This window comes from Roseococcus suduntuyensis, from assembly GCF_014196305.1.
Classification (GTDB): Bacteria; Pseudomonadota; Alphaproteobacteria; order Acetobacterales; family Acetobacteraceae; genus Roseococcus; species Roseococcus suduntuyensis.
In genome coordinates this window covers 221,797-244,481 of the sequence record NZ_JACIDJ010000004.1, presented here as the reverse complement: position 1 = coordinate 244,481, position 22,685 = coordinate 221,797, and the positions used below count along the sequence as shown (strand labels likewise).

Here is a 22,685-nt window from a genome sequence, read left to right as displayed (position 1 = left end):
GGAAGATCACATGCCGCGCCTGCACCTGCACCCGGAACGCCATTTGGTCTCGCGCATCGGGTGGCTCCGGGCCGCGGTGCTTGGGGCGAATGACGGCATCGTCTCCACCGCCAGCCTGATCGTAGGCGTGGCGGCCGCTGCGGCCACCCAGAGCGACATCCTGATCGCCGGCGTGGCCGGCTTGGTCGCAGGAGCGATGTCGATGGCGGCGGGCGAGTACGTCTCGGTCAGCTCCCAGTCCGACACGGAGCAGGCTGACCTGGCACGGGAAACCCAGGAATTGCGGGATAACCCCGGCTTCGAGCACGAGGAACTGGCCGACATCTACGTCCGCCGTGGCGTGGAGCGCGGCTTGGCCCGGCAGGTGGCCGAGCAGTTGATGGCCAAGGACGCGCTTGGCGCGCATGCGCTGGATGAGCTCGGCATTTCCGAAATCACCACCGCGCGGCCTATCCAGGCGGCGCTGACCTCGGCGGCGACCTTCGCGGTCGGCGCGGCCATGCCTCTGCTGATGGTGGTCGTCGCACCGACCCATCTGCTCGTCTGGATTGTCTCTGCCGCCTCGCTCGCCTTCCTTGCATTGCTGGGTGCCATCGGCGCCCAGGCAGGCGGCGCGAATGTCCTGCGCGCCACCGCGCGCGTGACCTTCTGGGGCGCGCTGGCAATGGCGCTGACCGCCGGGATCGGCGCGCTGTTCGGCACGGTGGTGTAAGGCGCCGCGCCCTGCAATCATGCGGGTTCGGCCCCTGCCTGCATCGGCCAACCGGGTCCGACCTGCCCGGGATGCCAGGAAGAAGGTTCGATGAACCGCACCACTGAAGCAAGCCACACGAAACGCTTCTTTCGCGACTTCATCAGGCTGGCCGGTCCCTACTGGACAGAATGCGGGCGCTGGCGGCCGCGCCTGCTGGCGTTGGCGCTCGCCCTGCTCGTGGTCGCCCAGGTCGCGCTTGTGGTCTGGCTCAATATCTGGACCGCCGATCTGTTCGACGCACTGGAGCGGCGCTCGACCGACCGCGCCATGGACCAGATCGGCATATTCGTCCTCATCATGCTGGGCACCATGGCGACCAACACGGCGCACCTTATGGTCCGCCGGCGGCTGCAGTTCGACTGGCGGCGCTGGCTGACGGCGCGTGTCATCGGGGATTGGATGAACGATGCCCGGCACTATCAGGCCGAACGTATTCCGGGCGATCACGCCAACCCGGACGGGCGCATCGCCGAGGATATCCGCATCGCGACCGAGGCCGCCGTCGATCTTGCCAGCACCTTGTTCTACTGCCTGCTGCTGCTGGTGACGTTCATCGGCATCCTGTGGTCCCTGTCGGGATGGGTCCAGGTGGGCGGCGTGGCCCTGCCCGGTCATCTCGTCTTCCTGGCGTTCGGCTATGCCGGTGCCGGCGCGGTCGTCGCCTTCATGCTCGGTCGGCCGCTCGTCCGGGCCACCGATATGCGGCAGACCCGCGAGGCCGAGTTCCGCTTCAGCCTGGTGCGGTCCCATGAAGGCGGGGAACCCATTGCCGTCGCCCGCGGTGAACCCCTGGAGCGCGATCGGCTGAAGACGGTCTTCGAGACCATAGCGCAATCCTGGCGCGACCAATCCGTGGGACTGGCGCGGTTGCTGACCTTCTCCTCAGGCTACGTTGTCCTCGCCGGCGTGCTTCCGGTCCTGGTCGGCGTACCGCGGTTTCTCGAGGGCACGCTCTCGCTCGGCCGCCTGGTTCAGTCGGGGCAGGCGTTCCAGCAGACCACGGCGGCCTTGTCCTGGCCCATCGACAATCTGGCGGTGATTGCCGGATGGCGGGCCTCGGTCGAACGCGTCCTCATGCTCGATGAGGCGATCCGCCTCGTCGCCGCGGAGGCGGCACGCACAGGGGAGAGCGCGATCAACCTGAATCGCGCGCCGGCACCGCGGATCGGCGTGCGGGACCTATGGATCACGGCGGCCGATGGCACCGCCATGTTGTCCGACCTCACGCTGACGGTGGCGCCGGGTGAACGTGTCCTGATCGATGGCAACCCCGAGGCGGCAAGCGCCCTGTTCCGCGTATTGGCCGGCATCTGGCCCTGGGGGCGCGGCCAGGTGGACCTGCCGGCCGATGACGCGATGATCGCAGTCGGCCCGTGGCCGTTCCTGCCGCAGGGGTCTTTGCGCCAGGCGCTCGCCTTCCCGAATGCTGTGGCATGGCACGAGGATTCCGCCCTCCAGACGGCCCTTGCCGAGGTGGGTCTCACGCAACTCGTCCAAAGGCTGGACGAAGCGGCAGACTGGACGCAGATCCTCAGCCCGGCAGATGCGCAGCGCCTTTCCTTCGCGCGCATCGTCCTGTTCAGCCCCCGCTGGATCCTGTTGGGCAATGCGACCGACACACTCGATCCCGCCTCGGCTGATGCCATGCTGCGCCTGATTGTGGAACATCTGCCGGAGGCCGCCATCGTGCTGATCGGACAGCATCCCGGATCGAGGGAAGTCTTCACCCGCCAGCTCACCTTGGAACGTGCGACGGATGGCGAGGTCGTGCTTCATGAGCTTCATGCGCGGCGACAAGCGGCGAAGCTGCCACGACCCAGGCCGCTCGGCGTCATCGATCGGCTGCGGGAAGGGTATGGGCGCGGACCATGAATCGCGGGGTGCTGCACTGGTTCAGCCGCCGGGCATTCCTGACGGCCTGCACCGGCGCGCTGATCGGCACGGTCCTGTCGCCAGCACGGCCGCAGCCGGGATGGGTTCAGATCGTGGATCGGACCGTCCCGTCACTGGGCACGAAGATGGTTCCCAAAGCGGCTGCGGCCGCCAGCCTGCTGGCCGCCTCCACGCCGAGCACCATGAACGCGGTTGCCCAGGCATCGGCCGCCATGCAGGTTGCTGCCAGGACCGAGACGGAGGCGATTCCGTTGTCGCGCGGCTGGCGGGCGGCGGGATCCGTGGTGTGCGAGACCACCCTGCCTTCGACCTGCGCCCAGTGTCGGTAATTGACGGAGGTGGCAACGGCCATGTCGGTCAGCTCGATCACCCCCATCGCCTCGCGGCTGTGCCGGTCGGGGCGCTCATGCGCCACTGCCCAGGGCGTACCATCCGGCTTCACCCCGCGCGCCCTGCGTCGCCCATCAAGAAGGAGCGACGCTGTCCCGCGCCGTGTCGAGCCGCGTTGCCCAATCCACCGCATGACCGTCAGCCGCGATCTGGTCCCGCACCGCAGCGCCCAGGATGGCGTCGTCCTCGATCCATAGAAACTCGCATCCGTTGGTCCTTCGCGTCGCCGGCCGCTCCTGGTCGTAGTGCCGGCGCCTTACAGCAAGCTGAACCTGGAAGCCGCGGCATTCAGTCTGCTGTCAGGTTGGCATGGCTTTGTCATCCTATCGTTCAACTGACGGGATGCGATGCCATGACCCGACGACGTCCAGCCATCGCCCCTGCATTCTGCGCCCTTGGCGTCGGCTCGGCCATGGCCGACCAGCGCTGCAACGTGCCGCTGGCAGAGTGGCAGCCGCGTGCCGCGTTGCAGCAGCAGGTCGAGGCCCAGGGGTGGCTGGTGACCCGGATGAGGACGAAGGATGGCTGCTACCGAGTGCACGGGACGAATGACCGGGGCGAACGCTAGGAGGGTACTTTCCACCCCGGCACGCTGCGGGTTCTCAAGGTGGAAATTGAGTACGACTGATCAGGGTGAGACGCGCCTCACGAACACCAGAGAAGGTTGGAATCCGGTTCCCACCGCTGTTCCACTCGGCTTTCCAACCTCACGTTTCCCCTTCCTTGATGTGCGGACCACGCCGGCACGGATTCATCCGGCCGGTCCGCGCTTCTGGTTGAGGCCGGGGCAGCCATCATCCGCGTTCAGCTCTGCCGAGGTGACTTGCCGAGCGTCCAGGAGCCGCGTGGCCCACGGCCGGCGTGTAACGCTTTGTTGCCTTCGCACGGTTCCCGGCAACTCCCGCCCGGCCCGCACCGTTGCTCCCCGGATGACAAGCGTGACACCTCGTGACGGCGCCACAGGGCGACGCGGCGCCATCGCGGCTGGCGCGGCGCTGCTCGCCGCCGTCGCGCTTGCGGCATGGCTGTTCTGGCCCGCGCCACAGGACCAGGCCGCGTCCGCGGCACCGCCTCCCACGCCGGTCGTGCTGGCCACCGCCGAGGCCGGCCGGCTGGTGCGGGAGGTCAGGGCGCTCGGCACGGTCCGCGCCACCAGCAGCGTGATGCTGGCCGCCGAGATCACCGGCCGCGTGACGGAACTCACCTTCGAGGAGGGGGCGGAGGTTGCCGAGGGCGAAATCCTCGTCACCCTGGATCCCGGCCCTGCCGAGGCCGAGGCCCGCGCCGCCCAGGCCGACGCGGCGGAGTTCGAGCAGCAGGTCGAGCGTTCCTCCCGGCTGGCCAGCGGCGGCTTCGCGCCCAGGGGGGACGTGGCGGATCTGCGCCAACGCCTCGCCGGCGCCCAGGCGCGCGCGGCGGCGGCGGAAGCGCGGCTGTCGCAGTCGCGGATCGCGGCCCCCTTCGCCGGCCGCCTCGGATTGAAGGAGGTCAGCATCGGCACCCTGGTGCAGCCGGGCACGCCACTGGTGGCCCTCGATGCGGTGGACCCGATCGACCTGCGCCTGGCCGTTCCCGAGCGGGACGCCGCCCGCATCATGGAGGGCGCTGCCATCACGGCAACCTCCGCCGCCATTCCCGGCCGGGTATTCGAGGGCACGGTGCGCATCGTGGTTCCGCGCGTGGACCCGGTGCTGCGCACGGTGCTCGTGCAGGCCCGCCTGCCCAACGGGGACCGCGCGCTGCGCCCCGGCATGCTGATGCAGGTGCGCGTGGCGGCCGAGGTGGTGGAGCAGGCGGTCACGGTTCCGCCGCGGGCGGTGGTGCTGGAGGGGCCGGAGCAGTTCGTGTTCCGCGTCGAGGCCGGCGTGGCCCACCGCACGCCGGTCCGCATCGGGCAGCGCCTGCCCGAGAGCATGGAGATCCGCGAAGGGTTGGAAGCCGGCGCGCATGTGGTGCTGGAGGGGCTGCAGGGCCTGCAGGACGGTGCGCGCGTCGAGGCCTCGCCGCCGTCGGCCGCGCCCGGCCCAGGGCCGGTGGCGCGCCGCTGATGCGCAGCCTGTTCGACCTGCCGGTGCTGCGCCCGGTGCTGGCGCTCGCCTTCAACCTGCTGCTGGTCGCGATCGGCATCGGCGCCGCCTTCACGCTGTCCGTGCGCGAATACCCGGACGTGGACCCGCCGGTGGTCTCCGTCCGAACGCTCTACAACGGCGCGCCGGCCGAGGTGGTGGAGCGCGAGGTGACGCGCATCATCGAGGACAACCTCTCGGGCATCGCCGGCATCCGCATCATTCGTTCCATCACGCGCGACGAATCCTCCGTCATCATCATCGAATTGAGGACCGGCACCAATCTCGACGCCGCGGCGGCGGAGGTGCGCGACAAGGTCGCCGGCGCGCGCCGCGACCTGCCGGCCGCCATCGAGGAGCCGGTGGTGGAGAAGGCCTCGGCCGACGACGATGCGGTGATGTACCTCACGCTGCGCTCCGACAGCCTCAGCACGGCGGAACTGACGGATCTCGCGGAACGCCGGCTGGTCGACCCGCTCGGCATCGTGCCCGGGGTGGCGGGCGTGGAGATCTTTGGCGGGCGGCGCTACGCCATGCGGATCTGGCTCGACCAGTCGGCGCTGGCGGCGCGGGGGCTGACGCCGGTGGATGTCGCCAACCGCCTGCGGGCGGAGAACCTGGAAATTCCGGCCGGCCGCCTGGAAACCGGACGGCAGGAGCTGACGCTCCGGGCATTGACCCGCCTCGGCTCCGTCGAGGACTTCGCCGGGCTGGTCCTGCGCGAGGGCGAGGCGACGGGCGATGGCCGCGTGCGCCTGGGCGATGTCGCGCGGGTCGAGATCGGCGTGGAGAATTACCGCTCGGCCTTCCGCGCCGGCGGGCAGGAGGCGATTGCCATCGGCATCCTCCGCCGGTCGGACGCCAATGCGCTGGAGGTCTCCTCCGGCGTTACCCAGACGGCCGAGCGCCTCGGCGGGTCATTGCCCGCGGGCGTGTCGCTGCAGCTTTCCTATGACGAGGCGCTGTTCATTCGCGAGACGCTGGCCAATGTGGCCTGGACGCTGGCCATCACCATCGGCGTCATCGTGCTGGTCATCTACCTGTTCCTGGGCTCGCTGCGCGCCACGCTGATCCCGGCGGTCACCATCCCGGCCTCCATCATTCCGGCGCTGGCGGTGGCCGCGGCGCTGGGGTTCTCGATCAACGTGCTGACCATCCTGGCGGTGATCCTGGCCATCGGCTTCTGCGTGGACGACGCGGTGGTGATCCTGGAGAACATCCGCCGCCGCCAGCAGCAGGGCGAGCCCATCCTGCTGGCCGCGGTGCGGGCGACGCGCCAGGTCGGCTTCGCGGTCTTCGCCTCTTCGGCCGCGCTGCTGTCGGTGATCCTGCCGCTGGCCTTCCTGCAGGGGAATGTCGGCCGGCTCTTCGCGGAATTCGCCATCATGCTGGCCGCGACGGTGGTGTTCTCCACCATGGCGGCGCTGACGCTGGCGCCGCTGCTCTCGGCCCGGTTCTTTGCCGGGATGCAGGAGGATGGGCGCGTCGCGCGCATCAGCCTGCGTGCACAGGACTGGCTGCGCGACCGCTACCGGGGCGCGCTGCGCTTCCTCCTGGGGGCGCCGGCGCTGGTGCTGCTGGCCGGGCTGCTGTTCGCGGGCGCGGGCGTCGCGGCCTGGATGGCGCTGCCGCAGGAACTCGCCCCGGATGAGGATCGCGGATCCGTCATCATCATCGCGGAGGGCCCGCAGGGCGCCGCCTATTCCGACACCCTCGCCTCGGTCGAGAGGATCGAGGCGGCGCTGGCCCCCTTCATGGGCGAGGATGGCCCGGCGGAAGAGTTCTTGAGCATCGTCTCGCCCGGCCGCAGCGGTGCCGCCATCGCCAATCGTGCCATCGTGATCCTGCGGTTGAAGCCCTGGGGCGAGCGGGATATGTCCCAGGCTGCCCTGGTGGCGGAGCTGCGCGGGCGGCTGGCCGCCATTCCCGGTGTGCGGGCCTTCGCCGTGGCCCCGCCCAAGCTCGGCCAGCGCCGGAGCGGCCGCCAGTTCCGCTTCGCCGTGGCCGGAACGGAGCGTGAGCGGGTGCGCGAGTGGGGTGCGACCATGCTGGCTGAGGCCGCTTCCATCCCCGGCCTCGTGGCCCTCGACACCTCCGACAAGGCCACCAAGCCGCAGATCGAAATTCGCATCGACCGCGATCGCGCCGCCGGCCTCGGTCTGGACGCCGCGACGATCGGCGACACGATGGGCGTCCTGTTCGGCGAGCGGGAGGTGACGCGGTGGCTCGACCGAGGCGAGGAATATGAGGTGATCCTGGGCGCCGAGCCGGCCGACCGTGCGGCGCCCGGTGATATCGGCACGGTGCATCTGCGCGCGCGCAATGGCGAGCTGGTGCCGCTTTCGGCCGTGGTCGAGCTGCGCGAGGTGGGGACGGTGCAGGAACTCCGCCGCGTGGACCGGCTGGCCGCCGTGGAGATCGGCGCGAACCTTGCCCCCGGCGTGACGCTGGGCGATGCGATCGACCGCGCCGAGGCCATCGCCGCCGAATCCCTGCCTGGCGAGGCCACGCTGCGTTGGCTGGGCGAAAGCCTGGACCTGCAGGAGACAGGGCAGGCCGTGCTGGTCATCTTCGCCCTGGTCATGGTGCTCACCTTCCTGGTGCTGGCGGCCCAGTTCGAAAGCTTCCTGCACCCGCTGATCGTGATGACCGCCGCGCCGCTCGCCCTGGCCGGGGGGCTGCTGACGCTGGTCCTGGCCGGGCTGACGGTGAACATCTACAGCCAGATCGGGATGGTCCTGCTGATCGGCCTGGTCGCCAAGAACGGCATCCTGCTGGTGGAGTTCGCCAACCAGCTGCGCGACGAGGGCATGGAACCGGCCCAGGCGGCGGAGGAAGCCGCGGCGCTGCGGCTGCGCCCCATCCTGATGACGACCGCGGCGAGCATCCTCGGCGCCGTGCCGCTGGCGGTGGCCTCCGGTGCCGGGGCTGAGTCCCGCTCGACCATCGGCCTGGTCATCGGCGGTGGGTTGTTGCTGGGAACGCTGCTGACGCTCTTCGTGGTGCCTGTGGCCTACGCTCTGCTGGCCCGCTTCACCAGCGCGCCGGGCGCACGGGCCGCCGAGTTGCGGCGGCTGGAGGACGCGCCACCCGCCGCGCCGCAGCCCGCGGAATAGGGATGCGGCGGGACGTGCTGCATGCGGCATGGGCGGGCTGACCATCACCACATCCGCGCGCATTACAGCGCGTGTAAGGCGACAAAAAGAAAGCGTGGCGGAAAAGGAGTGGTGCCCAGGGCCGGAATCGAACCAGCGACACTGCGATTTTCAGTCGCATGCTCTACCAACTGAGCTACCTGGGCGCCGTTGGTCGCCGGGTGATAGCCAAGCCCAGCCGGGCTGTCCACCCTCACCCGCGCGGGTTTTCGTCCTCATCGGCCTCGGTGGCGGGAATGGCGTAGCCGCCGGTGAACCAACGTCCCAGATCCACCTGCCGGCACCGCTCCGAGCAGAAGCTGGCGCGCCGCTGGCCGGCCTCGCGCGGGGCCGGAATGGGCCGGCGGCAGATGGGGCAGGGGCGGGGTTCAGGCATCGGTCACCTCGGGTATCGGGGCCTCGCGCAGGGCCAGTTCATGGCGGGCGGCCTCGGCATATTCCGCCAGCGCGCCGGGCAGGGCGCGCAGCGCTTCCAGCACGGGCGTCGGGGCATGCAGCGCCATCCGCCGGGCGGGGGCGGCCGCCGCCTCACGCGCCGCCTGGCGCAGCATGGCAAGGCCCTGGGCGAGCGCCTGGTCGGCCAGCACCTCGTGCAAAGGCGGGTGGATTCGCCGCCGCCGCATCTCGAACAACCCCAGCGGGCCGAGGCCCAGATACTCCACCAGCGAATCGCCGCCCAGCGCGGCGCGCAGCGCCGGTTCCAGCGCCGCCCGCTGCCTGGTCGTGAGCCCCGCCACATCGAGCAGGATGGGCCCCGCGAGGTCTCGCAGCCGCATCTGACGGGCGAATTCCGGAATGGCGCGGGCATTCACCGCCACCGGGTCCGCGCCGCCCGAATCCACGTCCACCGCCGTCAGCGCGGGCAGGGGCGAGAGGATGAGCCGCCCGCCGCCATCCAGCGCCACCTCCGGGCCGTGCAGCGCCTCGATCTCCGCCTCCAGCACGTCGTCTAAGGGCAGGCCGAGGGAAGCGCGCGGGCCCAGCGCGCCGCGCAGGCGGGCGAGCTCGGCGGGGCTGTCGGTCAGCACCCGCGAATCGGGGAATTGCGCGGCCCAGCGCAGCGCCTGGTCGGCGCCGCGCGCCAGTACGCCCTCGCCGGGGCGGTCCGCCACGCGGGCGGAGACGCGCGCCCCCTTGCCGCCCTGTGCGGCGCGCAGCACGCGCAGGGCGAGGCGCGTGCCCTCGGGCGGCAGGCGGCGTGCCTCGGTCTCATTGGCGGGCAGGAAGCCGCTCTCGCCGCCGGGCAGTTCGACGAAGGCGCCGGACAGCGCGGGCATCACCGCCACCACGCGCCCGCGGACGACGTCGCCCACGCCATCGGGGCGGGCCGGGCGTTCCAGGCGGAAGCCCTCCAGCCGGCCGTCCCGCAGCAGCGCCACCCGGCGTTCGCCCGGGGCGCGGCTGACGTGGATTTCGGTCAGGGGCGCAGCCATCCGCAGCCGCGCAGAAGCTGGGCGGTCTCGAACAGCGGCAGCCCCACCACGTTGGAATGGCTGCCGGAGAGGAAGCGGACGAACATCTCGGCCCGGCCCTGGATGGCATAGCCGCCGGCCTTGCCCTGCCATTCGCCGGTTTCGACATAGGCGTTGATCTGCTGGTCGGTCAGGCGCTGGAAGGCGAGGGTGGTGCTGACCAGGCGCTGGCGCAGCGCGCCATCGGGCAGGCGCAGCGCCACCCCCGTGTGCACCTGGTGCCGCCGCCCGGAGAGGAGGGTGAGGAAGCGCCGGGCTTCCTCCGCATCGGCGGGCTTGCCCAGGATACGGCGGCCCACGCCCACGACGGTGTCGGCGGCGAGCACCATGGCGCCGGGGGCCTCCACGGCGCGGGCCTTGGTCTCGGCCAGGCGGCGGGCCAGCAGGCGCGGCAGCTCGGCCTTCAGCGGCGTTTCGTCCACATCGGCCGGGGTCACGCGGTCCGGCACGACGCCGATGCGGGCCAGCAGCTCCAGGCGGCGGGGGCTGGCGGAGGCGAGGAGGAGGGGGGTGTCAGGCATCAAGGGGTCCGGCGGTCAGGTGTGCGGCAGGGCCCGTAGCCGACCAGCGCAACGGCAGGCCCGTGGCGCCCCTTGCCCACGCTCCGGCCGCACAGCGGTCGGCGGCGCCCGTGGCACCTGACGGCAGTCGCCACCGAAACGCGCCGAAAGCCAAGCGCGCGGAGCGCGCGCCCGGCGCTTGAGGGCATCAAAAAAACCCTTTGGTTCAAGTGCGCCGCAGGCTCACTTGAACCGAAACGTGATTCTTCCCTTGGTCAGGTCATAGGGCGTCATTTCGACATTCACACGGTCGCCCGCCAGCACCCGGATGCGGTTCTTGCGCATCTTCCCCGAGGTGTGGGCCAGGACCATGTGCTCATTGTCCAGCTTCACGCGGAACATGGCGTTGGGCAGAAGTTCAACGACCTGGCCGCTGAACTCAATCATATCCTCTTTCGACATACGCTTCCTTGGGCATCTCGGGGTGGGCGCGGATGATCGCGCCGCGGTCAGCCCCCGGCGCCGGCGGGGCCTAGATGCGCCCGGAACGAGCGATGGTCAAGTTTTCGCCATGATGGAAGGCGCGTTGCTGTGCAGCCGGGTGGAGACACTGAGGCCATGCGCCCCCAGCCCCTCGGCCTGGGCCAGGGCCACCGCGGCCGGCCCGATGGCGGCGAGGCCCGCCTCGCTGCACTCCACCCAGGTGGTGCGCTTCAGGAAGTCGAACACCGAAAGCCCCGAGGCGAAGCGGCTGGTGCGCCCGGTGGGCAGCACATGGTTGGGGCCGGCCACATAATCGCCGATGGCCTCGGGCGTGTGGCGGCCCAGGAAGGCCGCGCCCGCGTGGCGGATTTTCGCGAAAAGCGCACGCGGGTCGGCCACCATGATCTGCAGGTGCTCGGGGGCGAGGCGGTTGGTCAGCGCCGCCGCCTCCTCCATGTCGCGCACCAGGATCACGGCGCCGTGGTCGCGCCAGGATTCGCCGGCGATGCCGGCGCGCGGCAGCGTCCGGAGTTCGCGCGCCACGGAAGCGGCCACCGCATCGGCCAGCGCGGCGCTGTCGGTGATGAGGATGGACTGCGCCGCCTCGTCATGCTCCGCCTGGGCCAGCAGGTCGAGCGCCACATGGTCCGGGTTGTTGTCGGCATCGGCGAGGATGACGACCTCGGAAGGGCCCGCGATGGAATCGATGCCGACCCGTCCGAAGACCTGGCGCTTCGCCTCGGCCACATAGGCGTTGCCTGGCCCCACGATGCGGTCCACGGGCGCGATGCTCTGCGTGCCCCAGGCGAGCGCGGCCACCGCCTGCGCGCCCCCCACGCGCCAGATTTCTGACACACCCGCCCGGTGCGCGGCGGCCAGCACCAGCGGGTTGATGGCGCCCTCGGTCGCCGGCACGGCGATGGCGATGCGCCCCACACCCGCCACCCGCGCCGGCAGCGCGTTCATCAGCACCGAGGAGGGGTAGGCCGCCTTGCCGCCCGGCACATAGAGCCCCACCGCATCGAGCGGCCCCCAGCGCATGCCGACGGCCACGCCATCGGCGCCGTTGAGGTCGAGGTCCGTGGGAAGCTGCGCGCGGTGGAAGGCCTCGATCCGCGCCGCGGCCACGTCCAGCGCGGCCAGCAGATCAGCGGGGATCGAGGCCAGCGCTGCCTCGACTTCGGCCGCCGTCACGCGCAGGTCCTGGGCGGTGGCCGGCGCCCAGCCATCCCAGCGCGCGGTGTAGCGCAGCAGGGCCGCATCGCCCTCTTCGCGCACGGCGGCGATGATGGCGGAGACCGCCGCATCCACGCGCGTGGTGGTGTCGCGGCCGTCTTCCAGGATGGCGGTGAAACCCGCCTCGAAGCCCGGCTCGGTGGTGGAAAGGCGCTTCATGCCGCCTCCGATCGCTGGAGGGCCTCGGCCCGGAGGCGTGAATCGGTGGCCATCATGTGCCCCGATCGCCGGAGGGCCTTGGCCCGGAGGCGTGAATCGGTGGCCATCATGCGCTTTGCTCCATCGCCGCGCGGAAACGGTCCACGAAGGCCGTGATCTCCTCCGGCCGCGTCTTCAGCGCGGTGCGGTTGACGATGAGGCGCGACGTGACGTGCGCGATCACCTCCGTCTCCACCAGTCCATTGGCCTTGAGCGTGGAGCCGGTCTGCACCAGGTCCACGATCACGCGCGACAGGCCCAGCGAAGGCGCCAGCTCCATGGCCCCGTTCAGATGCACCACCTCGGCCTGGATGCCGCGCGCGGCGAAGTGGCGGCGCGCGATGTTCGGGTATTTCGTGGCTACCGCGATCCGCGACCAGGCGCGCCAATCCTCGCGCCCCGCCGTCGCCACCTGCTCCGCCACCGAGACGCGGCAGCGGCCGATGCCGAGGTCGAGCGGCGCGTAGATCTGGTCCGTGTCGTATTCCATCAGCACATCGGCCCCGCAGACGCCGACATGCGCCGCGCCATGCGCCACGAAGGTGGCGACGTCGAAGGGCCGCACGCGCACCACGTCGAGTGCGGCGTCGTTCGTGGGGAAGCGCAGGCGCCGGCTGTCCTCGTCGGTGAAGTCCGAGGCGGGGATGATCCCGGCGCGCGCCAGGAAGGGCGCCAGCTCCTTCAGGATGCGCCCCTTGGGCAGCGCCAGCACCAGGCCCGTGCTGCTGTCGGCGAAATGCGTGGTCATGGGCATGTCCATCAGTTGGGCAGCCTTTCGATCTCGGCACCCACGGCGGCGAGCTTGGCTTCCACCCGCTCATAGCCGCGGTCGAGGTGATAGACGCGGTTGACGATGGTCTCGCCCTCGGCCGCCAGCCCCGCGAGCACCAGCGAGACGGAGGCGCGCAAATCCGTCGCCATCACCGGCGCGCCGGAAAGCTTCGGCACCCCGCGCACGATGGCGCTGCTGCCGTGGAAGTTGATGCGGGCACCCATGCGCGTGAGTTCCGGCACGTGCATGAAGCGGTTCTCGAAGATGGTCTCCGTGATCATGGACGCACCCTCCGCCACGCACATCAGCGCCATGAACTGCGCCTGCATGTCGGTGGCGAAGCCGGGGAAGGGCTCTGTCATCACATCGGCGCCGCGCAGGCCGTTCATGCGGCTGACGTTGAGCCCCGTATGCGTCTCGGCCACGTCCACGCCCGCCTCGCGCAGCACGCGGGCCACGGAGCCCAGGTGTTCCAGCCTGGCACCCTCCAGATGCAGCGTGCCGCCGGTGATGGCCGCCGCACAGGCATAGGTGCCGGCCTCGATGCGGTCGGGCACGATGGGGTGCGTGGCGGGCAGCAGGGTGGCCCCGCCCTCCACCCGCAGCCGGTCGGTGCCGATGCCCTCGATCCGCGCGCCCATCCGCATGAGGCACATGGCGAGGTCGGTGATCTCGGGCTCGCGCGCCGCGTTCACCAGCTCCGTCTCGCCCTGCGCCAGGCAGGCGGCCATGAGCAGGTTTTCGGTGGCCCCCACGCTCACCTGCGGGAAGAGGATGCGCGCGCCGCGCAAGCCGCCCGCGGGCGCCTTGGCCTCGATGTAGCCGGCCGTGATCTCGATCTCGGCGCCCATCTCCTGCAGGCCCTTGATGTGCAGGTCCACGGGCCGCGTGCCGATGGCGCAGCCGCCGGGCAGCGAGACGCGCGCGCGGCCATGCCGGGCCACCAGCGGCCCCAGCACCAGCACCGAGGCGCGCATCTTGCGGACGATGTCATAGGGCGCTTCAAGCTGCGTGGCGGACCCCGAAAGTGTCAGGGTGCGTGCGGCCTTGTCGTGTTCCACGCTGAGGCCGTGCTGCACCAGCAGGGCGCGCATGGTGGCGATGTCGGCCAGGTCCGGCGCGTTGGTCAGCGTGAGCGGCCCATCGGCCAGCAGGGCGGCCGCCATCAGCGGCAGGGTGGCGTTCTTGGCGCCGGAGATGGGGACGCTGCCATTCAGCGCGCGCCCCCCGCGGATGCGGATGCGGTCCATGCTCAGCGCCCCCTACAACCGCGGCAGCGCGACGCCGCGCTGCCCCATGTATTTCCCCTTGCGGTCGGCATAGCTCACTTCTGGCGCGCTCTCGCCCTTGAGGAAGAGGAACTGGCAAATGCCCTCATGGGCATAGACCTTGGCCGGCAGCGGGGTGGTGTTGCTGATCTCGATGGTCACCTGGCCCTCCCATTCCGGCTCCAGCGGCGTCACGTTCACGATCAGCCCGCAGCGCGCATAGGTGGACTTGCCGAGGCAGATCACCAGCACGTCGCGCGGGATGCGGAAATATTCCACCGTGTGCGTCAGCACGAAGGAATTGGGCGGGATGATGCAGACCGGCCCCGTGCGGGTGACGAAGCCCGTCTCGTTGAAGGATTTCGGGTCCACCACCGCGTTGTCCACATTGGTGAAGACCTTGAACTCATCGGCCGCCCGCGCGTCATAGCCGTAGGAGGAGAGGCCGTAGCTGATGACGCCCTCGCGCTTCTGCGCCTCGACGAAGGGCTCGATCATGCCGTGCTCCGTCGCCATGCGGCGGATCCAATGGTCGGGCATGATGGGCATGGCACAGGGTATCCCAGAAGGTTACTCCCGGGGCGGTGGCTCGCTTCCCGGAGGCGGTGGATTACCCGCTTCGGGCGGGTCGCGTCCATCCGAGGGGGGCGCAGAGGGGGTATGACCGGCCTCGGCGCGCGCCCGGGCGTCACTTTCCGCCCGCGCCCTGGCCTGGGCCTTGCGCCGGCGCAGGTTGGCGCGGAGCGCGGCGGCCCGCCTGGCCTCCTTCTCGTCGCTCATGGGGCGCCGGCGTCGCGGCACCGCGGGATGGTGCCGCGGGGCGTGGCGTGGGTCACCGGGAACACGCATCCCTCCCCGCCGACCATCCCGCCGGGCGCGGCATGTGGCAATCTGGCATGGGCGGCGTCATCGCGACTCCCTTCACGCGAGCGTTCCGCGGTGCCGGCCGGCACGCCGCGGGCCCACCATCCAGGGTGGAGCGCCCGCTCTGCCCGGGACTGCGCCTGCCCCGGGGGCGGGTTGCGCAAGGGCCTAACCGAGTTCCTGGCAAGCCAGATAGTACACACGGGCAACGTTCTGCTTCTTCGCCTCCATCACGACGGCTTTCAGGGTCGTCACCTGCGTCGCGATGGGAAAGGGGTGGAAGGAGACAGGGTTGCCCACTTCGAACAACCCGCACGCGTTATGCCCCGCGGGGCTGACCCAGTCCGCGAAATCCGCGGCGTCGTGCGGTCCGCTCAGCCCGTAGTCGATGACGGATGTGGGCCATGTCTTGCCCTTGTGCCGCTGGGCGTAGGCCGCGGCCTCCTGGTTGCCTGTCAGCTTGTCCCACAGGTCCCAGCCTTGGGCCATGCTCAGGTTCACCCCCTGCTCGGTGTAGGTGACCAGTTCCACGCCGCGCGGGATGCTGAAATTCTCGTAGCTCTGCCGCTTCGTGATGGCGAACCGGGAGCCTGACCTCACGTCCGAGTAACCGTGACACGAAATGATCCAATTTGGCTGCGGCATGGCTTCATGTGCCCCTGTGCGATCGCCTACAGGAAGTTGGGAGTGGTGGAGGCGCTTGCAACTCGCAACTCCTCCTTTCGTGTGCCTCCCGTCATCAATCCGCGTAGGTCGGGTCGCTGCGGTCCAGCACCCGCTTCAGCGCCGCGAAGTGGTATTCGGGGCCGCTCATCGCCATCGTCGGGTCCTTCCAGGCGGCCTGGGCGCGCATCTTCTCCAGCACCTCCTCCTTCACGAAGCGGCGGCGGTGGCCGGTCCACATGGAGAACATCTGCGTCCGGCAGGCGCGCTCCAGGTAATAGAGGCGGTGATAGGCCTGGGCGACGGAATTTCCCGTCACCACCACGCCGTGGTTGGCCAGCATCAGGATGGGCTTGCCGTCCATGAGGGCGGCCATGCGCGCCCCTTCCTCATGCTCATGGGCGAAGCCGTTGTAGTCGTAGTCATAGGCGATGCGGTCGTGGAACTGCAGGGCGCTCTGCCCTGTCATCTCGATGGTCATGTCTTCCAACTGCGAGATGGCGGTGCAATAGGGCATGTGGGTGTGCAGCACGCAGGCCGCGCCCGTGGCTTCATGGATGGGCGCGTGGATGCAGATGGCGCTACGGTCGGCCGGCCCCGTGCCTTCCAACACCGTGCCGTCGAACGCCACCTCGATCAGGTTGCTGGCCGTCACCTCGGACCAATGCAGCCCATAGGCGTTGAGGTAGAACCGCCCCGGCCGGCCCGGCACCATCAGGGTAAAGTGGTTGTCGATGGCCTCGTGGAAGTCATGCAGCACGGCCAGGCGATGGGCGGCGGCCATGTCGATGCGGGCCTGGCGGCGCTGCTCGACATGGACCTCGGCCGCGGGGTCCTTGACGCTCGACATGGGGGGTCTCCGGTCCGGTGGGGGCGGGACCCATCAACCCATGTCGGACGGGCCGATGCAAGGCATCAGACGGGGCAAGGTATCAGACGGGGCAAGGCTTCATGCGGGCGGGAGGCACAGCACGTCGCGGTGCGGCACCCGCACGGCAAGCCGCCCCGCCTCGGCCTGGGTGGCACGCGTCTCGGCCCAGGCCTCGATGCGCGCGGCCTCGCGGGTTTCGTGGCGCATGGCGGCCTCGGCATGGCCCAGCGCCAGTTCGCGCGCCATGGCGCCGGCCTGGCGGGGGATGCGCCAGTCGCTCGGCGCCGTCAGCACCTCATAGCCGTGGCGCGCGAAGGCGCGGGCGAGGGCGGCCGGCGCCTCCACCCCCAGCGCCGGCCCGCCGAAGCCCTTCACCCGGCGCTGGTCGCGGCCGAAGCCGCGGGCCACCCAGGCGTCATCCGGATGCGGGGGCATGAAACGCTCCCGCCCCGAGACGTTCAGCGCCGCATAGAAGGGCAGGCGGTGGCGGGCCAGGGCCTCGGCCAGCGCCTCCACCCAGCGTTCCGACACCAGGTCGCACAGGGCGGAACAGGTCACGGCGTCCACGCGGTCCAGCGGCAGCCCCTCCGGCGCGCGGGCGAGGTCGGTGAGAATCCCCTCGATCCGCCAGGCGCCCTGGGGCGAATGCAGCAGCAGCGCCTTCTTCTGCGGCCAGGTGGCGCGCCAGCCCCAGTCCTCGGCCGCCTCCATCATGGTGTCGAAGGCGCGGGACATGAGATCCGCATCGGCATCGGCCAGCACCCAGGCGTGCGGCCGCTGCGGCACATGGCCCAGCCAGCGCGTCAGGCTGCCCGTGCCGGCGCCGAGGTCGAGGAAGCGCGGGCGGGCCACCTCGTCCAAATGGTCCAGCAGCGCCTGGGCGAGGCTCGGGGCGCGCGATTCGGCGTCAAACCCCTCGCGCAGGGAGAGCCAGTCGCCGTCGAAGCTCTCAGCCATGGGCGTTCTCCAGGATGGTGGCGAGGCGGGCCGCCTGATCTTCCCAGCGCGGCAGGGCCTGGCCGGCGCGCCAGGCGGCGTCCGCCATCTGCGCCCGCAGGGTGGTGTCCAGCATGGGCCGGCGCATCCCGCGCGAGAGGGAGTTAAAGTCACCGGGCGGGGCCAGGATGGCCGAGCCCGGGGCAACCAGGTCCGCCACCGCGCCCCCGGTGCACAGCGCCATGGGCAGGCCGCGCGCCTGGGCCTCGGCCACCACCATGCCATAGCCCTCGTAATGGGTGGCGAGGGCAAACAGGTCGGCGGCGGCGTATTCCGCCTCCAGGCTGGCGGTGTCGAGCCCGCCCAGGAATTCCACCCGCGCGCCAAGGCCCAACTCCTCCACCAGCGCCTGCAGGCTGTGCAGGTGAACCGGGTCATGTGGCGCGCCCACGATGCGCAGCGTCCAGTCGAGGTCTGTCAGCCGCTCCAGCGCGCGCAGCAGCACGTCATGCCCCTTGCGCGGGATGATGGAACCCACCGCGAGAATCCGGCAGCCCGGCCCGCCCGAGCCCTGGCTGCGCGGCGCGGGGTCCGTGCCCGGCTCCACCACGGAAACGCGCCTGGGTTCGGCGCCGAACTGGCCCAGCGTGGTGGCCGTCATGGGCGAGGTCACCACCAGCCGCGCGCAGGCGGCGAAGAGGTCGCGCTCGATGGGCTCCAGCGCCTCCCGGTCCAGCCCCTGTTCGAGGCTGACCGGGTGATGGATCAGCCCCACCGCGCCGCTTGCGGCCAATGCGTCGCGGTGCGGGGCGAAGGCGGGCAGGCCGAGGCCGTCCACCAGCGCGACCTCGCCCGCGCGAAGCCCGGAAAGCGCGGCACCGGCGGCGTCTTGCGCCGCGGCGTCGGCCAGGGGGTGCGTGCCGGCCAGCTCCACGACGCGCACGCCGTGGCCCAGCGCGCGCAGCCCCGCCACCATGCGCCGGTCATAGAGATAGCCGCCCGAGATGGTGTCGAAGGGGGCGGGGACGATCAGCGCGATCTCCATGGCGTCAGGCTTCCACGGGCCCCTCGAAGGCGGCCCAGGCGATGTGGCTCTCGCGCAGCAGCACCTTGATGCCCGTCACCCCATCCCCGCCCGGCCCCATGCGCCCGTCGCGGCAGGCGGCGGCCAGCAGGCCATGGATGTGCAGGCAGAGATATTCGGTGGTGGTGTTCTTGCCGGCGAAGACCTGCTCCTCGTCGAGGTTGCGGTAGTCCAGCGCGGACAGGATCTTCCGCAGCTCGTCCTTCGCCAGCCCGATGTCGATCAGCAGATGCAGGTGGTCGAGCTTGGGCGCGCGGAACTCCGCCTCCACCACGAAGGTGGCGCCATGCAGGCGTTGCGCGGGGCCGAACTCCGCGCCGCGGAAGCTGTGCGCGATCATGATGTGGTCCACGACGGTCAGGCTGAACATCGGCAGGCCTTTCAGTAGATGACGAGGGGGCAGAGCGGCTGGGCCGCGCCCGGTGGGGGTTCAAGCAAGGTGGTGATGCGGGCGGGCAGGTCGGCGAAGGGTGTCTCGGGCCCGAGCAGCGCGTCCAGCCGCGCATCGGCGGCCAGCAGGTCCAGCGCCAACGCCATGCGCTGCCCATGGCTGCGCCGCCCGCGCATGGCGGGGCTGACATGGCCCACCTGGGTCGAGAGCAGGCGCAGCCGCTTGTGGTGGAAATCGGCCCCCAGCGGCAGGGCGGGGGTGGTGGCACCGAACCAGGAGGCCTCGATGATGCGGGCCTCGAAACCGGCGCGGTTCAGCGCGAGGCACAGCCCCGCCTCGCTGGCGCTGGCGTGGAAGATCAGTTCCTGTTCGCCGGGCGCCGAATCCGGCAGGGCGAAGCGCGCGCCCAGCGTTTCCGCCAGCGCGGCGCGGGCGGGGTCGCGGTCCACCACCGTCACCGCCACGCCGGGAATGCGCGCCAGCAGCGCGGCGATCAGCAGCCCGACCACGCCCGCGCCGATCACCATGGCGCGTTCCCCTGGCAGGGGGGCCGCATCCCAGATGGCGTTCAGCGCGGTTTCCATGTTCGCCCCCAGCACGGCGCGGCGCGTGGGCAGCGCGTCCGGCAGGGGCGCGCAGAGACCGGCTGGGATGACCAAGCGCGACTGGTGCGGGTGCAGGCAGAAGACGCGCTGTCCCGCATGCGGCCCGGCCTCGACCTCGCCCACCAGGCAGTAGCCGTATTTCACGGGGAAGGGGAAATCGCCCTCCTGCATGGGGCCGCGCATCTGGGTGGCGGCTTCGGGGGGCACGCGGCCGAAATGCACCAGGCGCTCGGTCCCGCGCGAAATGCCCGAGGCCAGGGCGCGCACCAGGTTCTCGTCCGGCCCGGGTTCGCCGCACGGGGCGGGGCGCAGCTCGGCCCGGCCCGGCGCCACATGCCACAGTGCCTGGCTCATGGCGCGCGCCGATCCAGCGCGATGTCGAACAGCACGTCGGGCGCGATGTCATGCACCGTCCAGCCGAAGCGCATCCCCTGTTCGATGCGGTTCACCTCCGGCAGCGCGAAGGCCGGGCGGCCCGAGCCCAATATCATGGGCGCCACCGTCACATGCAGCCGGTCGAGGCACCCGGCCGCCAGGAAGCGCGAGACGGTCTGCCCGCCGCCCTCCACGAAGATGCGCGTCAGCCCCCGCGCCGCCAGCGCCCGCAGCAGGGCGGGCAGGTCGAGGCCGCCACCCTCGTCGCGCGGCACGCGCAGCACCTCGGCCGTGCCGTGCCGTGCCGGGCCATCCTCGGCCGCGACCAGCAGGGTGGGCGGGCCCTCGCGGAAGATGCCGTAATCGGTGGAAAGCCGGCGCGAGGCATCCAACACCACCCGCACGGGCGAGGGGCCTTCCACGCGCCGCGTGGTCAGGCGCGGATCATCCTCGCGCACCGTGGCGGACCCCACCAGCACCGCGTGGCACAGGGCGCGCAGCCGGTGGGTGTGGCGCAGATCGCCCTCGCCGCCGATCCATTGGCTGTGGCCGCTGCGCGTCGCGATGCGCCCGTCCAGCGTCTGGGCGAGGCGCCCCACCACCACGCAGCCATCGGGCGCGGTGGGGTGGAAGAGGGGGCCGAACAGCCCCGCCATGGCGCCGGCGCGGCCGGGTTCCCCCGCCAGCAGCGCCTGCCATTCCGCTTCGAACCCCGGGCCATCCATGCGGCCCGGTTCTGTCAGGCCCGCGTCACCACCGCAAGGGCCGCGGCCTGGGCGCCCGGCCGGTGGCGGCCCTGGCGGCCATAGCCCGGCGCATGGGCCGCGGGGCGAGAGGCGGTGGCGATGGTCTCGATCACACGCGATTGCAAGGCGATCGCCTCCTCCAGCAATTTCCGGTTCTGCTGGCCGAGCGAGCCGAGGTCGGTCGCCAACTTCTCCGCCATCTGGCGCAGCCCACCCTCGGCGCGGGCGCCCACCCGGGTTGCGGCGGCGGTGGCGGCGGCGAAGGCGTCGGTGGCTTGCACCTTGCGCGTGGCCATGGCGGCGGCGCGGGTGAGGTCGAGCGCGGCCAGCGCCTCGTTCTCGGCGCGAAGGGCCTCGGCGAGGCGCTCTCCGGCGGCGATGACGGCGTCCATCATGGATGGTTCTCCTGTGATTGGGCTTGGGTGCGGATCATGTGGGCGAGGACCATGTCGGAGAGCCCGATGCCCCGCCCGCCGCGCGCGGCGGAAGTGGCGAAGGCCTCGACCAGCATGGGCCGCCATTGCGCCTCGGCGGACCCGCCGCCGAAGGGCGATTTGTCATTGTGGGCGGCGGCGAAGGCGGGCTGCAGCATCTGCGCCAGCACCTGGGCCTCGAAGGCCTGGGCGGCCTGCCGCATGCGCGGCGGCACCTGGGTGGTGGTGGCGCCGGCGGTGGGGAGGGGGATGATCATCAGCGGACCTCCAGTTCGGCCTGCCCCGCCGCGGAGCGGACAAGGAAACGGCGCTGCAGGCGGGGCGCTTGCGTGGACATCAGCGCACCTCCAGTTCCGCCTGAAGCGCACCCGCCGCGCGGATGGTCTGCAGGATGGTGATCAGGTCGCGTGGGCCGACGCCCAGGCTGTTCAGCCCGCGCACCAGCTCTTCCAGCGTCACCCCGCCATCCAGCACGCCCACGCGGCGTTCGCGCTGGTCGTCCACCTCGATCTGGGTGCGCGGCACCACCACCGTCTCGCCGCCCGCCAGCGGGTTGGGCTGCACCACCTGCGGTGTCTCGGTGATGCGGATGGTGAGGTTGCCCTGCGCGATCGCCACCGTCGACACCCGCACATTGGAGCCCATGACGATGGTGCCGGACGCCTCCTCGATGACCACCCGCGCCACCTGGTCGGGTGTCACGCGCAGCTGCTCGATGTCGGTGATGAAGGCGACCGGATCACGGTTGCCCAGGTTCAGCAGCACGGTGCGCGGGTCGGTCGCGCGCGCCACCCCCTGGCCCTGGGCGCGGTTGATGGCGGCGGCGATGCGCCGCGCCGTGGTGAAGTCGGGGTTGCGCAGCGCCAGCCGCAGGGTCGGGCGGTTGGCGAGGGTGAAGGGCACCGCGCGCTCCACGATCGCACCCGCCGAAATCCGCGCCGAGGTCGGCACGCCGCGCTGCACGCTGGCCCCCGCGCCGCGCGCGCCGATGGCGCCCGTGGCGACGGCGCCCTGCGCCACCGCATAGACCTCGCCATCCGCGCCCAGCAGGGGGGTGACCACCAGCATGCCGCCCGTGAGGTTCTGCGCGTCGCCCAGCGAGGAGATGGCGACGTCAATGCGCGAGCCGGGTTGGGCGAAGGCGGGCAGGTTGGCCGTGACCATCACGGCCGCGATATTGCGCGTGTCCAGCCGCGCCTCGTTGTCGCGGGTGTTCACGCCCAGGCGTTCCAGCATCCCCACCAGGGATTGGCGGGTGAAGATGGCGGTGCGGAGCCTGTCGCCGGTGCCGGGCAGGCCCACCACCAGGCCGTAGCCCACCAGCTGGTTGTCGCGCACGCCCTCGATGTCGGCGATGTCCTTGATGCGGACGGGCTGCGCGAGGGCCAGGCCCGGCAGCAGCAGGAGCAGGGCGAGCAAGCCCCCCATCCGCCGCATGGCCGACCACAGCCCCTTGGGGGCGGCGCGTTCATCCGCTGGCAACACAATACCTCCACCTTCCAGTCGCCCCGGAGCGGGGCCCCAGGTGC

At 71.2% G+C, this 22,685-nt stretch carries 24 protein-coding genes and 1 tRNA gene; 5 read left to right on the top strand and 20 right to left on the bottom strand.

The window, feature by feature from the left end:
• Positions 1-10 precede the first annotated feature (10 nt).
• Both GGQ83_RS13330 and GGQ83_RS13325 read left to right on the top strand, forming a co-directional pair.
• On the top strand, positions 11-712 hold the full coding sequence (locus GGQ83_RS13330) for a VIT1/CCC1 transporter family protein (protein ID WP_184384800.1): 702 nt from the start codon (positions 11-13) through the stop codon (positions 710-712).
• Between the two features lie 90 nt (positions 713-802).
• Positions 803-2,626: an ABC transporter ATP-binding protein/permease gene (locus tag GGQ83_RS13325; protein ID WP_184384797.1), complete on the top strand. Its 1,824-nt coding sequence runs from the start codon at positions 803-805 to the stop codon at positions 2,624-2,626.
• 106 nt (positions 2,627-2,732) lie between these two features.
• On the opposite strand, the gene GGQ83_RS13320 is transcribed toward GGQ83_RS13325, so the two are convergent.
• Positions 2,733-3,170: an FAD:protein FMN transferase gene (locus GGQ83_RS13320; protein ID WP_242535147.1), complete on the bottom strand. Its 438-nt coding sequence runs from the start codon at positions 3,168-3,170 to the stop codon at positions 2,733-2,735.
• Here GGQ83_RS13320 and GGQ83_RS20410 point away from each other — a divergent pair.
• The 3 genes from GGQ83_RS20410 to GGQ83_RS13300 all read left to right on the top strand — a co-directional run bounded on the left by GGQ83_RS20410 (position 3,054) and on the right by GGQ83_RS13300 (position 8,219).
• Positions 3,054-3,605: a PepSY domain-containing protein gene (locus GGQ83_RS20410; RefSeq protein ID WP_375781525.1), complete on the top strand. Its 552-nt coding sequence runs from the start codon at positions 3,054-3,056 to the stop codon at positions 3,603-3,605. The genes GGQ83_RS13320 and GGQ83_RS20410 overlap by 117 nt on opposite strands.
• 370 nt (positions 3,606-3,975) lie before the next feature.
• On the top strand, positions 3,976-5,085 hold the full coding sequence (locus tag GGQ83_RS13305; RefSeq protein WP_184384791.1) for an efflux RND transporter periplasmic adaptor subunit: 1,110 nt from the start codon (positions 3,976-3,978) through the stop codon (positions 5,083-5,085).
• Positions 5,085-8,219, top strand: coding sequence for an efflux RND transporter permease subunit (locus GGQ83_RS13300; protein ID WP_184384789.1), 3,135 nt, complete (start codon positions 5,085-5,087; stop codon positions 8,217-8,219). Before GGQ83_RS13305 ends, GGQ83_RS13300 begins: the two co-directional genes overlap by 1 nt.
• 109 nt (positions 8,220-8,328) lie before the next feature.
• Here the strand turns inward: GGQ83_RS13300 and GGQ83_RS13295 are convergent.
• The 19 genes from GGQ83_RS13295 to GGQ83_RS13205 form a co-directional block, all read right to left on the bottom strand.
• Positions 8,329-8,404: transfer RNA gene (locus tag GGQ83_RS13295), tRNA-Phe, on the bottom strand.
• Between the two features lie 47 nt (positions 8,405-8,451).
• On the bottom strand, positions 8,452-8,634 hold the full coding sequence (locus GGQ83_RS13290; RefSeq protein ID WP_184384787.1) for a DNA gyrase inhibitor YacG: 183 nt from the start codon (positions 8,632-8,634) through the stop codon (positions 8,452-8,454).
• On the bottom strand, positions 8,627-9,691 hold the full coding sequence (locus GGQ83_RS13285; RefSeq protein ID WP_184384785.1) for a ribonuclease E/G: 1,065 nt from the start codon (positions 9,689-9,691) through the stop codon (positions 8,627-8,629). Before GGQ83_RS13285 ends, GGQ83_RS13290 begins: the two co-directional genes overlap by 8 nt.
• Positions 9,676-10,251 (bottom strand): Maf family protein, encoded by a 576-nt coding sequence (locus GGQ83_RS13280; RefSeq protein ID WP_184384783.1) that lies wholly within the window; start codon positions 10,249-10,251, stop codon positions 9,676-9,678. Before GGQ83_RS13280 ends, GGQ83_RS13285 begins: the two co-directional genes overlap by 16 nt.
• Positions 10,252-10,473: 222 nt before the next feature.
• Positions 10,474-10,692, bottom strand: a complete 219-nt coding sequence (infA, locus tag GGQ83_RS13275; protein ID WP_007003972.1) for a translation initiation factor IF-1 — start codon at positions 10,690-10,692, stop codon at positions 10,474-10,476.
• Between the two features lie 96 nt (positions 10,693-10,788).
• Positions 10,789-12,108: a histidinol dehydrogenase gene (gene hisD, locus GGQ83_RS13270; RefSeq protein ID WP_184384781.1), complete on the bottom strand. Its 1,320-nt coding sequence runs from the start codon at positions 12,106-12,108 to the stop codon at positions 10,789-10,791.
• Between the two features lie 106 nt (positions 12,109-12,214).
• Positions 12,215-12,907 carry an ATP phosphoribosyltransferase gene (gene hisG, locus GGQ83_RS13265; RefSeq protein WP_184384779.1) on the bottom strand — a complete coding sequence of 231 codons (693 nt, stop codon included), beginning with the start codon at positions 12,905-12,907 and terminating at the stop codon, positions 12,215-12,217.
• Entirely contained in the window at positions 12,907-14,169 is a 1,263-nt protein-coding gene (murA, locus tag GGQ83_RS13260) for a UDP-N-acetylglucosamine 1-carboxyvinyltransferase (protein WP_184384777.1), read from the bottom strand. Before murA ends, hisG begins: the two co-directional genes overlap by 1 nt.
• Positions 14,170-14,181: 12 nt before the next feature.
• The gene (dcd, locus tag GGQ83_RS13255) at positions 14,182-14,736 is read right to left on the bottom strand and encodes a dCTP deaminase (protein ID WP_184384775.1); all 555 of its coding nucleotides are present in this window, start codon (positions 14,734-14,736) and stop codon (positions 14,182-14,184) included.
• A gap of 483 nt (positions 14,737-15,219) precedes the next feature.
• Entirely contained in the window at positions 15,220-15,696 is a 477-nt protein-coding gene (locus tag GGQ83_RS13250) for a putative adhesin (RefSeq protein WP_340643623.1), read from the bottom strand.
• A gap of 94 nt (positions 15,697-15,790) precedes the next feature.
• Complete coding sequence (locus GGQ83_RS13245; protein ID WP_184384772.1) at positions 15,791-16,564, bottom strand: class II aldolase/adducin family protein; 774 nt, start codon at positions 16,562-16,564, stop codon at positions 15,791-15,793.
• Positions 16,565-16,663: 99 nt separating this feature from the next.
• Positions 16,664-17,542, bottom strand: a complete 879-nt coding sequence (locus tag GGQ83_RS13240) for a class I SAM-dependent methyltransferase (protein ID WP_184384771.1) — start codon at positions 17,540-17,542, stop codon at positions 16,664-16,666.
• Complete coding sequence (locus GGQ83_RS13235; RefSeq protein ID WP_184384770.1) at positions 17,535-18,566, bottom strand: glycosyltransferase family 4 protein; 1,032 nt, start codon at positions 18,564-18,566, stop codon at positions 17,535-17,537. The genes GGQ83_RS13240 and GGQ83_RS13235 overlap by 8 nt, the downstream gene beginning before the upstream one ends.
• 4 nt (positions 18,567-18,570) lie before the next feature.
• Complete coding sequence (locus GGQ83_RS13230; RefSeq protein ID WP_184384769.1) at positions 18,571-18,975, bottom strand: 6-pyruvoyl trahydropterin synthase family protein; 405 nt, start codon at positions 18,973-18,975, stop codon at positions 18,571-18,573.
• An 11-nt stretch (positions 18,976-18,986) separates the two neighbouring features.
• Positions 18,987-19,955, bottom strand: a complete 969-nt coding sequence (locus GGQ83_RS13225; RefSeq protein WP_184384768.1) for a zinc-dependent alcohol dehydrogenase — start codon at positions 19,953-19,955, stop codon at positions 18,987-18,989.
• Positions 19,952-20,701, bottom strand: a complete 750-nt coding sequence (locus GGQ83_RS13220) for a RibD family protein (RefSeq protein ID WP_184384767.1) — start codon at positions 20,699-20,701, stop codon at positions 19,952-19,954. The genes GGQ83_RS13225 and GGQ83_RS13220 overlap by 4 nt, the downstream gene beginning before the upstream one ends.
• A gap of 14 nt (positions 20,702-20,715) precedes the next feature.
• Positions 20,716-21,117: a hypothetical protein gene (locus GGQ83_RS13215; protein WP_184384766.1), complete on the bottom strand. Its 402-nt coding sequence runs from the start codon at positions 21,115-21,117 to the stop codon at positions 20,716-20,718.
• Positions 21,114-21,413, bottom strand: coding sequence for a rod-binding protein (locus GGQ83_RS13210; RefSeq protein ID WP_184384764.1), 300 nt, complete (start codon positions 21,411-21,413; stop codon positions 21,114-21,116). The genes GGQ83_RS13215 and GGQ83_RS13210 overlap by 4 nt, the downstream gene beginning before the upstream one ends.
• Before the next feature lie 79 nt (positions 21,414-21,492).
• Positions 21,493-22,584 carry a flagellar basal body P-ring protein FlgI gene (locus GGQ83_RS13205; protein WP_242535161.1) on the bottom strand — a complete coding sequence of 364 codons (1,092 nt, stop codon included), beginning with the start codon at positions 22,582-22,584 and terminating at the stop codon, positions 21,493-21,495.
• Positions 22,585-22,685 lie beyond the last annotated feature (101 nt).

What these genes read in the sequence shown, in the direction of transcription:
- GGQ83_RS13205 (WP_242535161.1), bottom strand. Translation starts at nt 22,584, where the DNA reads ATGGGGGGCTTGCTCGCCCTGCTCCTGCTGCTGCCGGGCCTGGCCCTC.
- GGQ83_RS13240 (WP_184384771.1), bottom strand. Translation starts at nt 17,542, where the DNA reads ATGGCTGAGAGCTTCGACGGCGACTGGCTCTCCCTGCGCGAGGGGTTT.
- GGQ83_RS13290 (WP_184384787.1), bottom strand. Translation starts at nt 8,634, where the DNA reads ATGCCTGAACCCCGCCCCTGCCCCATCTGCCGCCGGCCCATTCCGGCC.
- GGQ83_RS13300 (WP_184384789.1), top strand. Translation starts at nt 5,085, where the DNA reads ATGCGCAGCCTGTTCGACCTGCCGGTGCTGCGCCCGGTGCTGGCGCTC.
- GGQ83_RS13230 (WP_184384769.1), bottom strand. Translation starts at nt 18,975, where the DNA reads ATGTTCAGCCTGACCGTCGTGGACCACATCATGATCGCGCACAGCTTC.
- hisD (WP_184384781.1), bottom strand. Translation starts at nt 12,108, where the DNA reads ATGAAGCGCCTTTCCACCACCGAGCCGGGCTTCGAGGCGGGTTTCACC.
- hisG (WP_184384779.1), bottom strand. Translation starts at nt 12,907, where the DNA reads ATGGACATGCCCATGACCACGCATTTCGCCGACAGCAGCACGGGCCTG.
- GGQ83_RS13225 (WP_184384768.1), bottom strand. Translation starts at nt 19,955, where the DNA reads ATGAGCCAGGCACTGTGGCATGTGGCGCCGGGCCGGGCCGAGCTGCGC.
- GGQ83_RS13220 (WP_184384767.1), bottom strand. Translation starts at nt 20,701, where the DNA reads ATGGATGGCCCGGGGTTCGAAGCGGAATGGCAGGCGCTGCTGGCGGGG.
- GGQ83_RS13215 (WP_184384766.1), bottom strand. Translation starts at nt 21,117, where the DNA reads ATGATGGACGCCGTCATCGCCGCCGGAGAGCGCCTCGCCGAGGCCCTT.
- GGQ83_RS13320 (WP_242535147.1), bottom strand. Translation starts at nt 3,170, where the DNA reads ATGCGGTGGATTGGGCAACGCGGCTCGACACGGCGCGGGACAGCGTCG.
- GGQ83_RS13280 (WP_184384783.1), bottom strand. Translation starts at nt 10,251, where the DNA reads ATGCCTGACACCCCCCTCCTCCTCGCCTCCGCCAGCCCCCGCCGCCTG.
- GGQ83_RS13235 (WP_184384770.1), bottom strand. Translation starts at nt 18,566, where the DNA reads ATGGAGATCGCGCTGATCGTCCCCGCCCCCTTCGACACCATCTCGGGC.
- GGQ83_RS13285 (WP_184384785.1), bottom strand. Translation starts at nt 9,691, where the DNA reads ATGGCTGCGCCCCTGACCGAAATCCACGTCAGCCGCGCCCCGGGCGAA.
- murA (WP_184384777.1), bottom strand. Translation starts at nt 14,169, where the DNA reads ATGGACCGCATCCGCATCCGCGGGGGGCGCGCGCTGAATGGCAGCGTC.
- infA (WP_007003972.1), bottom strand. Translation starts at nt 10,692, where the DNA reads ATGTCGAAAGAGGATATGATTGAGTTCAGCGGCCAGGTCGTTGAACTT.
- GGQ83_RS13245 (WP_184384772.1), bottom strand. Translation starts at nt 16,564, where the DNA reads ATGTCGAGCGTCAAGGACCCCGCGGCCGAGGTCCATGTCGAGCAGCGC.
- dcd (WP_184384775.1), bottom strand. Translation starts at nt 14,736, where the DNA reads ATGCCCATCATGCCCGACCATTGGATCCGCCGCATGGCGACGGAGCAC.
- GGQ83_RS13330 (WP_184384800.1), top strand. Translation starts at nt 11, where the DNA reads ATGCCGCGCCTGCACCTGCACCCGGAACGCCATTTGGTCTCGCGCATC.
- GGQ83_RS13250 (WP_340643623.1), bottom strand. Translation starts at nt 15,696, where the DNA reads ATGCCGCAGCCAAATTGGATCATTTCGTGTCACGGTTACTCGGACGTG.
- GGQ83_RS13210 (WP_184384764.1), bottom strand. Translation starts at nt 21,413, where the DNA reads ATGATCATCCCCCTCCCCACCGCCGGCGCCACCACCACCCAGGTGCCG.
- GGQ83_RS13325 (WP_184384797.1), top strand. Translation starts at nt 803, where the DNA reads ATGAACCGCACCACTGAAGCAAGCCACACGAAACGCTTCTTTCGCGAC.
- GGQ83_RS20410 (WP_375781525.1), top strand. Translation starts at nt 3,054, where the DNA reads ATGCGCCACTGCCCAGGGCGTACCATCCGGCTTCACCCCGCGCGCCCT.